Origin of the sequence: Flavobacterium sp., from assembly GCF_046153165.1 — a bacterium.
GTDB lineage: Bacteria > Bacteroidota > Bacteroidia > Flavobacteriales > Flavobacteriaceae > Flavobacterium.
In genome coordinates this window covers 33,207-44,174 of record NZ_JBJXEN010000026.1, presented here as the reverse complement: position 1 = coordinate 44,174, position 10,968 = coordinate 33,207, and the positions used below count along the sequence as shown (strand labels likewise).

The following is a 10,968-nucleotide window of genomic DNA, read 5'->3' as shown; positions in this document are numbered from 1 at the left end:
ATTACAAAATAATCACAAACTGTATTTTCTAATGCTCTTAAATCAAGAATTGTTATGTCGTTACCTTTTACTTCTTCTATTCCCTTGATAATGTTTGCTAACAAAACATCATTATTAATTTCTTTTTTAGCCATCTAATTTTTAAAATATTTTTACAAAGTTATTCATTTTTGTGCTTATTTTGGTGGTAAATAAATGTTAATTGTAAATAGTTACAAAAACTCACTCATGAAGTTAATCAAACTCGATGCCATAGATTCTACTAATGATTTCCTAAAAGGATTGTCACAAAAAGAAAATTTAGAAAATTATACTGTCGTTACTGCAAAATCCCAAACAAAAGGCAAAGGACAAATGGGTTCTATTTGGGCTTCTGAAGATAATAAAAACTTAATAACCAGCATCTTAATAAAAGATACTATTGTTAGTATTAATGAAATTTTCAATCTAAATATTGTTATTGCTGTAAGTGTTATTCAAGCGTTAAATGACCAAAAGATTACTCATTTAAATATAAAATGGCCTAACGACATTATGGCAGAAAGTAAAAAAATTGCTGGCATACTTATAGAGAATAGTATCAAAGAAAACCAAAAAATAGAATCTATCGTAGGAATTGGATTGAATATAAACCAAACCAACTTCGAAAATTTACCTAAAGCTTCTTCATTAAAGAATATAATGCATCAGGATTTTGATATTAATACGATTCTAGAAAGTATTGTCGTTAAAATAGAGGAAAATATTGAAAAATTAAAAAATGATAATATTGATTCTTTTTGGAATGAATATGAAAAATATTTATTTAAAAAAGGGAAACCAACTTTGTTTGAAGATACAAACCAGCAGCGATTTATGGGGATTATAAATAGTGTAACTCGCGACGGGCAGCTAGAAGTCTTGTTAGAAAATGAAAGTTTAAAATATTTTGAAGTAAAAGAACTTATGATGATTTATTAAGTCATTAAATTATTTAACCACAAAAGGCACAAAAAACAAATTATGATTTTTTTGTACCTTTTATGATTATAAAAAACTACAATTTATACATATTCTCACTCAAAGTTTCAATAAACTTACTTATTGGTCCTTTTATCATCATTGCCATCATGGCATTAAATTCGCCATCAAAAAGCAATTGTATTTCAGTAGAATCTGAAGCAATTTCATTAATATTTGCAGTTAGTGTAAACGGCAATTTATCGCTTGCAGCACCTAAAATAACTTGAGAATTAGGTTTTTTCTCTTTCATTTTAAGTTTTATTTCCGGCATTCCTTTTAATCCAAAAATAAAAGCATTTTCATCTAATACTTCAAATTTTGCAATATTGTCAGGCATTAATTTTTCGAAATTTTTAACTTGACTTAATTCATTAAAAATATATTCGGCACTTTTTTGAACAGTAACTTTTTGGCTTTCTAAATTCATTATTAGATTATTAAATTGTTAGATTATTAGATTTTATCATTTCGATTAAATGACTATTTTTATTTTTAAACCTCAACATTCCATTCAGATGGCCTTTTTCTCCATTCCTGAAGCAAATCTTGTTCATTTCTTTTGATATATTCCTTAGCTACAGCCAGTTCTAATAGACTTTCGTAATTACTTAACGTAAATAAATCGATGTTTGCATTGGTAAAATTATCTGTAGCTACTTGAAATCCGTAAGAAAAAATAGCCGCCATTCCTTTTACATTGGCACCTTCATTACGAAGAGCCTCTACAGCAAGCAAACTACTATTTCCTGTACTAATTAAATCTTCCACCACAATTACATTCTGACCTTTTTGTAGAAAACCTTCCACCTGATTTAGTCGTCCGTGTTTTTTTGCTTCTGGACGTACGTAAACAAAAGGAAGTCCCAATTCTTGGGCAACCAAAATTCCAATACCTATTGCACCTGTGGCAACTCCTGCAATAACATCTGGTTTACCAAATTGCTTTTCAATATTTTTAGAAAATTCGTCGCGAATATAGTTTCTTATCGCTGGAAACGAGAGAATTACCCTATTATCACAATAAATAGGAGATTTCCATCCTGAAGCCCATGTAAAAGGATTTTCAGAATTCAATTTAATTGCATTTATTTGTAAAAGCAATTCAGCAGTTTTGCTAGCAGTATCTTTATTAAAAATCATAGTACAAATGTATAAAGTTTTTGTGAACGACAAGCCACTTTTTCTAACAAATGAAATCAAAAAAGAAACTGATTTTAAATTTTTTTTGTTAGAAAGCACCGATATTAATCAGATTATTATCAATTTTTTTCAGAACAAGATTCAGCAAGCTTACCTGTATCATCCTGACGAAAAAGAGATTATGAAAACCCTTAAAGCTAAAATTCCAGTTAATAAAGCTGGTGGCGGATTGGTTTATAACAAAAATGGTGCCGTTCTTTTTATTTTTAGAAATGGAAAATGGGATTTACCAAAAGGCGGAATTGAAAAAGGAGAATTAATTGAAGACACTGCAATTCGTGAAGTAGAAGAAGAAACAGGTGTTACTGGTCTTAAAATTACTGCAAAACTGCAAAAAACCTATCATGTCTTTAAACGCAACGGTCGCTATAAATTAAAAATAACGCATTGGTACGAAATGAAAACCGATTTTGAAGGGACTCCAACTGGGCAAATTGAAGAAGGAATCGAAAAAGTTGCTTGGCTTAATCCTAATGAAATAGAAGAAGCATTAAAAAATTCGTACGAAAATATAAAATTACTGTTTGAGGAGGAAAAAATGATTTTGAAAAAACCGTAATTTATAATTCATAATTCGTAATTCAAAAGCAAAGTATATCTTTGCAAAATGAATAACAATAAACATTCCAATAATATATTACTTAATTTAGGTATCGAAAGCCTAAACGAAATGCAAGAAGTTGCTCAAGATTCTATCTTGAACGACAGTAATGTTTTATTACTTTCTCCTACAGGTTCTGGAAAAACACTAGCTTTCTTGTTGCCGATTTTTGAAATGCTGCAAGAAAACATTTCCTCAGTACAATGCCTAATTTTAGTTCCATCTCGAGAATTGGGTTTACAAATTGAACAAGTTTGGAAAAAAATGGGAACTTCATATAAAGTAAATGTTTGTTATGGAGGCCATTCTATTGACACCGAAATTAAAAATTTAAGTAATCCGCCCGCAGTTCTTATAGGAACCCCTGGTAGAATTGCAGATCATATAGACAGAGGAACTTTTAATGTAGATGCTATTCAAACCTTAATTTTAGATGAATTTGATAAATCCTTACAGTTGGGTTTTCATGAACAAATGTCATTTATAATTAATCGATTACCTAAATTAAATAAACGTGTTTTAGTTTCTGCCACTTCTGACATTGAGATTCCTAAATACACACGAGTTATAAATCCTACTATTTTAGATTTTATCCCTTCGGAAGAAGAAAAGACTAACCTTTCGATGAAAATGATAGTTTCTAAAGACAAGGATAAAATTAGTAGTTTATTTAATCTGATTTGTTCTTTAAAATCGGAATCGGCTATTATTTTTTGCAATCATCGTGATGCAGCCGAAAGAATTAGTGATACATTAAACGAAAAAGGAATTTATGCTACTTATTATCATGGTGGCATGGATCAAGATGAACGTGAGCGTGCTTTAATCCAGTTTAGAAATGGAAGTGTAAGTTATTTAATTACTACTGATCTAGCAGCTCGTGGATTAGACATTCCAGAAATGAAGCATGTAATTCATTACCATTTACCATCTAAAGAGGATGAATTTACGCATAGAAACGGACGAACAGCAAGAATGTTAGCTTCAGGAACATCTTATATTTTGATACACGAAAGTGAGAAAAAACTAGATTATATAGATTATAAAATGCCAGTTTTGAATGTAGAAAATTCAACTTCATTACCTAAAGCACCCGAGTTTCAAACAATTTATATTTCTGGCGGAAAAAAAACAAAACTGAACAAAATAGATATTGTAGGTTTCTTTTCTCAAAAAGGAAAGCTCGAAAAAGGAGATTTAGGACTGATTGAAGTTAAAGATTTTATCTCTTTTGCAGCTGTAAAATCTAAGAAAGTAAACGATTTGCTAAAAAATGTTCGTGACGAAAAAATGAAAGGCAAAAAATTTAAAATAGAAGTAGCTAGAAAAGTAATTAAAAAGGAGGAAGAAAAGTAAAACTCTCTATATATTTTCAATAAGCTTATTTAGTTTTTCATTATTTATAGGTTTTGAAATAAAATCTTTTACTGTCGAAAATGATTTAGATTTTTCTATATCATTTGCATCAATAGAAGATGACATGATAAAAATATTTAATTTGTTTTTATTTGGTAATTTTTCTATCTGTTCAAGAAATTGCCAACCATCTATAACAGGCATATTTATATCTAATAAAATGATACTTGGTAATATATTATTCTTATCAGAAAGTATTTTTAAGACCTCTTCCCCATTTTTAAAATCGAGAACTTGATCAAAACTTTCATTTTTGCCTAATAATTTTTTTAGCACAAAAATAAAAATTTTATCATCATCTATAATATAGGTTAGATTTACTTTTTTCATACAAAATACATATTAAAAGTAGTTCCTTTGTCTAACTCACTTTCTATTTCTATTCTTCCTCCCATAGATTCAATATGATTTTTTACCATAAAAAGCCCTAGTCCTACTGCATCTGGATTACCGTGAAAAGTCTTATACATTCCAAAAACTTTATCTTTATTTTTTATTAAATCTATTCCTATTCCGTTATCTTGAATTGTTAGTTTTGTTTCATTGTCAATTATTTCTGCATTTATATTTATTATTGGATTTCGAGTTGGAGATTTATATTTAATTGCATTGGTAAGCATATTAAAAATGATACTTTCTAAATAAGATTGTGTAGCAATAATTTCGATTGTATCGTCTATTTCTATATTTATTGTAGCATCACTTGTGAGAATAATGGCGTTTATTCCGAGTATTGCTTTTTTTATCTCAGCTTTTAAATTTAGTCTTATTTTTTGATTTTTCTCTCTACTTTGTACAGCTACTGTTTCATTTAGATAAAAAATAGTATCGGATAATTTGTTTGTACTTTGTTTAAGCATATCAAAATATTCTTTTTGCTCTTCTATATCTTTTGTTTCTTCAAATAAATCGAGAATCATACTTAAATTACTGGTGTGTGAACGTATATCATGAGAGACAATATGTGTAAATTTTATTAGTTTTTCATTTTGTTTTACAGTTATTTTATATAATCTATTTTTTTCTTTTTCAGCTTCTTTTCTTGCCGAAATATCTCTAGTTATGACTATGTATTTATAATGTTTTCCGTCCTCCTCGTATATTACATTTGCAGAATCTTCACGCCAATGATATTGTCCATTTGCATCCTTGAATCTAAACTCATATTTAAGCTCTGCAATTTGTTTAGATAAACTATAGTAAATGTAAGGTCTTACAATATTTAAATCATCTGGATGAAAATTATTAAAAATATCATCGATAGTAAAATTTTCGTAATATTCATTTGGATATTGTAATAATCTCCTGTAAGACGGTGATATATAAGTTAATTTTCCGTTTTCAATTACTAAAACACCATCAGAAGTATTTTCGGTAATTAGCCTTAATTGTTGTTCACTATCTATTAGTTTATTTTCTATTAATTTCCGTTCATGAATATCTCTGGATATAATTATATACTTAGAATATTTACTGTTTTTATCGTTTTTATCATATATGACGTTTGCATAATCTTCACGCCAATAATAATCTCCTGATTTTCGTCTAAATCTAAATTCACATTTAAAAGAGGTTATTTTATTCTTAAGATTATCATCTATAAACTTTTTTGCTCTTTCTCTATCGTCCGGATGCATTATTTCGAAAATTTGATCCGAAGACATACCTATTAAACTTTCCGGTTCATAGCCCATAAATTTAGCATAGGACGGCGATAAATAAGTGACTTTTTCGTTTTCCATAATAATAAAACCATCAGATGAATTTTCTGTTATTAATCTCAGTTGATATTCACTCTGTTTTAATTTTTCTTGATTTTCATTCAAACTTTTTTCGATTTCCTTTCTCTTTTCTTCCTCAAGAGCTAAACTTAAAAAATCTGCCAATGATCTAGCAAATGAAATATCATTTTCACTCCAAACTTTAGGGTTATCTCTATGCTCACAACATAATACTCCATGAAGCTTTCTGTTTTCTCGAATGGGTATATCTAACATATCCGTGATTCCCAATGGAATTAAGTAATTATCTAGAAGTTCTGAAGTCTTATCATTTGTTAGAACATCATCTGCAATAATAGAAGTTTGATTTTTTATTGCTTCAATATATTTAGGCAATTCCCTAATATCTAATTTTTGATTGTTTGTGTGTGCATTTTCTATTTTATCAAATAAATTTTTACAAACCAATAGATTATTTTCTATTTCCCAATAACTTACCCGATCTATCATAAGTCCTTCGGCAGCAACTTTGATTATATTGTTTATTTTATCCTTTATGCTTAAATCATCGGTTTTTACATATAATTTAATTAATAATTGATTTTGTAAATAGATATTCTTTTGTTTATTTATAGTTTCTAGCTCTTTTTCTTTTTCTTTAGTAATATCTCTAGCAATTGTAACCGCTCTAAATGCCTTACCATAAGCATCATATTGAATATTCATAATATCCTCACGCCACATATATTGTCCGTTTTTTTTTCGGCATCTAAACACATATTTTGTAGAGGGTAATTTTTTTTCTGCAGCACCATAAATGGTGTTTATAACTCTTTCTCTATCATCTGGATGTGTTAGTTTAAACATATCTATACTGTGACTATATCTTTTTTCTTCTTCAGATAAATCCAGCATTTTTAAATATGTGTCTGATGCAAAAACTAAAACATCATTTTCTATGATATATATCCCATCGGAAATATTTTCTGATATAAATTTAAATCTTTCTTGATTTTCTAATAAGCTTTTCTCAGCATTTCGTCGTTTATTCTCTTCTAGAAGCAAGCTTAGAATATCTGTTATTGATCTTGCAAACGAAATATCATTCTCAGTCCATTCTTTTGTTTTTTTATTCTCGCAACATAAGATTCCTATAAGCTTTCCGTTTTCTCGAATAGGTAAATCGAGCATGCTTTTTATATTTAAAGGAATAAGATACCCGACCGCCAAATCTTTAGTTAAGCCATTTTGTTGTGCATCGTTAGCAACTATACCAATACCTTTTTGAAGAGCTTCGAAATAATTTGGCATATCAGATTGTAATAAATCTGGCTGATTTTCAAATAATTCAGTTTCGGAATTATATAATTTTTTACATATCAATTTGTCATTTTCAAATTCCCAAATACTTGCTCTAGATATACTTAAACCAGAGGCAATAGCTTTTGTTATTACTTTATGTAAATTTTCTAAAGAATCAAAATTCAAAAAAGATGATTTGTATAATTCTAATAGTATTTCGAATTGTTGAATAGAAAAATTGTTACTCATATTCAAAAAGGATAATATGTAAATTTAAATATCTATGACTAATATACTACAATTTTAATTAAAAACCTCTTTTTTCCGACGAAGTACGCTTATTTATTGATGAATATTAAGTATAAAGAATACCTTTGCACAAAATAAAACAAAATGGCATCATTCGAACAGTTTAATCTTCCAAAATCGGTACAAAAAGCATTAGACGAATTACAGTTAACAACACCAACGCCTATTCAGGAAAAATCCTTTTCTGTAATCATGTCTGGTCGAGATATGATGGGAATTGCACAAACAGGAACTGGTAAAACTTTTGCTTATCTTTTGCCTTTATTAAAACAATATACATTTACAAATACCAATACACCTAAAATTGTAATTCTTGTTCCAACTCGTGAACTTGTAGTTCAGGTGGTTGAAGAAGTTGAAAAATTGACAAAATATATGTCTGTATCAACGTTAGGAATATACGGTGGTGTAAACATAAATACTCAAAAAAAACAAGTTTACGAAGGTGTCGACATTCTAGTAGGAACACCTGGACGTGTTATGGATTTAGCTCTTGACGCAGTAATTCGCTTCGATGACACTCAAAAATTAGTGATTGATGAATTTGACGAAATGCTAAATCTTGGGTTTCGAGTTCAAATCACATCAATACTTGCCATGTTGAGAACCAAACGTCAAAACATATTATTTTCGGCTACAATGACTGATGAAGTTGATGCAATCTTGAACGATTATTTCGATTTCCCAGAAGAAGTTTCCCTTGCTATGTCCGGAACTCCTTTAGAAAAAATAGAGCAATTGTCATATAATGTTCCTAATTTTAATACCAAAGTTAATTTACTTAAACATTTACTTCATACCAATGAAGAAATGTCTCGTATTTTAGTTTTTGTAAATAATAAGAAAATTGCCGACATGCTTCACGAAAGAATTGAAGCCGATTTTCCTGACCAATTTGGAGTAATTCACTCTAATAAATCACAAAATTATCGTCTAACCACGATGGCAACTTTCCAAGAGGGTGAATTGCGTGGTTTGATTACTACCGATATTATGGCACGTGGTCTAGACATTTCGAACATTACACACGTTATAAATTTTGAAGCTCCCGAACTTCCAGAACAATATATTCACCGTATTGGTCGTACTGGTCGTGCCGATGCAAGTGGAATTGCTATAAGTTTTATTGCGCCACGTGAAGAAGAAATAAAATTTGGTGCCGAAGTTTTGATGGGTAAAGAAATTACTATTCTAGATTTACCTGAGGAAGTCGAAATCTCTAAACTACTTATTGGTCCTGAAAAAGAAAAAGAAGTAGTGAAATTTTTACTTAAAAAAGTAAAATTAGAAGGTGGTGCTTCTCATCATGAAAAATCAGAGAAAAACAAAAAAGTAAATTTAGGTGGCCCGTCTAAAACGAAGAAAAAAACAGGAACTTCTGTCAATAGAAATATCTTAAAAACCAGAGCAGCAAAAAAGAAGAAAAAATAATTGATAAATTACAATTATTTTTTCATTCTCTAATCTTCTTTTTCTAGCGTTTTTATATCATCTATAAGTTGCTGCATTTCTAAAGTTAAAGTACCATTATAAATACCTCGAATGCGTTTGGCTTTGTCTACCAAAATAAAGTGCTCTGTGTGTAAAAATTCAGTACTGTCTTTGCTAAAGCCAATATCTTCTTCTGCAAAATAAGATTGTCTGGCTAGCTTATATATAGCACTTTTTGTTCCTGTAAGAAATTCCCAATTTTTATTTTTAATGTTGTTTAGCTCTTTATATTTTTTTAAAATTTTGGGATTATCTATCCAAGGAGTTACTGAAAATGATAAAAAAACAAGATCCTTATTACTAACTAAACTATCACTAACTATCTTCATATTTCTAGTCATAACTGGGCAAATACTGCCACATGTGGTAAAAATAAAATTAGCTACATGTATTTTTCCTTCTATTCTTTTTTGATTAATAAAAATACTGTCTTGATTTAAAAACGAAAAATCAGCAATTATATGTTTGATTTTTTGATTTACTTCCAATTTATTTTTAATAAACATTGGTGTGAAATCTGGCTCATTATAATAAGGCAATTCTATTGAATCTATCTTTTTATCAGCACAGCTAAAAATAAACAAACTACTTAACAACAAAAATACTATCCGATACATTTTTACAATTTTTAGTTCCTAACAATCCATATCTTTTCCCATTTAAAATCACATAATTGGCTCTTATTTTGCCATTTTCATACCACATTTTTTGTATCCCTTCTTCCTGCCCGTTTACAAAATTAGCCAAATGAAACAGCTTGCCTGCAACTGACCATTCTTTCATTTCTCCTTCGTAAGCATCATTTTTGGCTGTAAATTCAAATCGCTTGTTACCGTTTTCCCAAAAAGCAATTTGTTTTCCATTTTTCCAACCCAATTTATACTCTCGGCTTTCCATGAGATGATTGTTAGAAAACCATTTTTTACAAGTTCCATTTAGCAAACCTTTCTTATATTTTTCAAGTAGAACAGTATCTTTTTTACTTGAATTTAATTCAAATAAAACACCACTGAATTTTTCTCTTTTAAAGAAAACAATATCATTTACAATTGAAACATCTTTTGATGATTTTAAAATAAATAGTTCTTTTGGCTTTCTCTCACTGCAAGAAATAGCCAAAAGAATAGCTATAATATAATAAGTATAAACTTTCATTTATTGACTTACAGTTCCTGGTGTACCATAGAAACCGTTTCCATTCAAATAAGGAGCATCGTCTGTAAAATGATAATGATAAATTCCGTTCGGATAATCAACAGTAGTATGTGTGTGACCGTGATAAACATCTAAAATACTACTTGTTACAACCATTCCGTTTTCTTCTTGCGGACCATAAACTGGAAATCCATCTAACAAAAACCCCATTAAACCAGATTTTGTAGATTTCACAGTAGTCAAATAAAGTGGTTCTACATGATAATGGTACATTCCTGATTGTTGCGGATGTCCATAGTATTTATCAAAAGATGCAATTTCTCCAGTAAGGGGCTGGCTTGGTCCTGCATATTGATTAAAAAATGGCACACCATTTATAGCAATACCAATAGGTCCTAATGGCGTTGCAGGATGTGATGCATTTACAACAGGGTTTAAAGGAATTTTGAACGTACCAGATTGCTCAATAATTGAATTTGGGTTCTTATTAAATGTATTCCCACCAAAAGTTGTTCCGCTATAAGCTTCATATAAAGCATTTGCTACAGGATAATAAGCGCTCTTATGATCTGGTAAATCTTTAGTTTTTATGTAGATATAAGTTCCGTCACTTGTTATACTTGTAGCTCCATAAATTTTTTGATATAATGCAGGAACTGGCTGGCTGGCTGTCACTTCGGCGGTATCGCTACTACTACTGCAACTTACTAAACCCACAGCAATAAGAAAACATATTGCTAATTTTGTTGTTTGAGATTTTCTGAAATTCAT

General features: G+C 29.5%; 11 protein-coding genes and 1 pseudogene. 4 read left to right on the top strand and 8 right to left on the bottom strand.

The features are described from left to right. Positions 1-134: pseudogene (locus ACKVOV_RS04060) on the bottom strand (ribosome silencing factor); the annotation flags it as partial. Positions 135-228: 94 nt separating this feature from the next. On the opposite strand from ACKVOV_RS04060, the gene ACKVOV_RS04055 reads away from it, so the two are divergent. After that, the gene (locus tag ACKVOV_RS04055) at positions 229-960 is read left to right on the top strand and encodes a biotin--[acetyl-CoA-carboxylase] ligase (protein WP_409205491.1); all 732 of its coding nucleotides are present in this window, start codon (positions 229-231) and stop codon (positions 958-960) included. 76 nt (positions 961-1,036) lie between these two features. Here ACKVOV_RS04055 and ACKVOV_RS04050 read toward each other — a convergent pair whose 3' ends face one another. Both ACKVOV_RS04050 and pyrE read right to left on the bottom strand, forming a co-directional pair. Then, positions 1,037-1,429: an SRPBCC family protein gene (locus tag ACKVOV_RS04050; RefSeq protein ID WP_409205490.1), complete on the bottom strand. Its 393-nt coding sequence runs from the start codon at positions 1,427-1,429 to the stop codon at positions 1,037-1,039. A gap of 65 nt (positions 1,430-1,494) precedes the next feature. Next, entirely contained in the window at positions 1,495-2,142 is a 648-nt protein-coding gene (pyrE, locus tag ACKVOV_RS04045; RefSeq protein ID WP_409205489.1) for an orotate phosphoribosyltransferase, read from the bottom strand. 7 nt (positions 2,143-2,149) lie between these two features. Between pyrE and ACKVOV_RS04040 the strand changes: the two genes are divergently transcribed. Together ACKVOV_RS04040 and ACKVOV_RS04035 are read left to right on the top strand one after the other, a co-directional pair. Further along, a complete protein-coding gene (locus ACKVOV_RS04040; protein WP_409205488.1) occupies positions 2,150-2,761 on the top strand; it encodes an NUDIX hydrolase in 612 nt (203 codons plus the stop codon). A 48-nt stretch (positions 2,762-2,809) separates the two neighbouring features. Further along, positions 2,810-4,159, top strand: a complete 1,350-nt coding sequence (locus tag ACKVOV_RS04035; RefSeq protein WP_409205487.1) for a DEAD/DEAH box helicase — start codon at positions 2,810-2,812, stop codon at positions 4,157-4,159. Positions 4,160-4,165: 6 nt separating this feature from the next. Here the strand turns inward: ACKVOV_RS04035 and ACKVOV_RS04030 are convergent, their stop codons facing one another. Together ACKVOV_RS04030 and ACKVOV_RS04025 are read right to left on the bottom strand one after the other, a co-directional pair. Next, positions 4,166-4,549: a two-component system response regulator gene (locus ACKVOV_RS04030; RefSeq protein ID WP_409205486.1), complete on the bottom strand. Its 384-nt coding sequence runs from the start codon at positions 4,547-4,549 to the stop codon at positions 4,166-4,168. Then, entirely contained in the window at positions 4,546-7,491 is a 2,946-nt protein-coding gene (locus tag ACKVOV_RS04025) for a PAS domain-containing protein (RefSeq protein WP_409205485.1), read from the bottom strand. The genes ACKVOV_RS04030 and ACKVOV_RS04025 overlap by 4 nt, the downstream gene beginning before the upstream one ends. Before the next feature lie 144 nt (positions 7,492-7,635). On the opposite strand from ACKVOV_RS04025, the gene ACKVOV_RS04020 reads away from it, so the two are divergent. After that, positions 7,636-8,982, top strand: coding sequence for a DEAD/DEAH box helicase (locus ACKVOV_RS04020; protein WP_091477209.1), 1,347 nt, complete (start codon positions 7,636-7,638; stop codon positions 8,980-8,982). A 29-nt stretch (positions 8,983-9,011) separates the two neighbouring features. On the opposite strand, the gene ACKVOV_RS04015 is transcribed toward ACKVOV_RS04020, so the two are convergent. The 3 genes from ACKVOV_RS04015 to ACKVOV_RS04005 are packed head-to-tail and all read right to left on the bottom strand — an operon-like array spanning position 9,012 to position 10,968. Next, positions 9,012-9,659 carry an SCO family protein gene (locus ACKVOV_RS04015; protein ID WP_409205484.1) on the bottom strand — a complete coding sequence of 216 codons (648 nt, stop codon included), beginning with the start codon at positions 9,657-9,659 and terminating at the stop codon, positions 9,012-9,014. Continuing rightward, the gene (locus tag ACKVOV_RS04010) at positions 9,628-10,197 is read right to left on the bottom strand and encodes a toxin-antitoxin system YwqK family antitoxin (protein ID WP_409205483.1); all 570 of its coding nucleotides are present in this window, start codon (positions 10,195-10,197) and stop codon (positions 9,628-9,630) included. Before ACKVOV_RS04010 ends, ACKVOV_RS04015 begins: the two co-directional genes overlap by 32 nt. Continuing rightward, positions 10,198-10,968 (bottom strand): YHYH protein, encoded by a 771-nt coding sequence (locus tag ACKVOV_RS04005; protein ID WP_409205482.1) that lies wholly within the window; start codon positions 10,966-10,968, stop codon positions 10,198-10,200.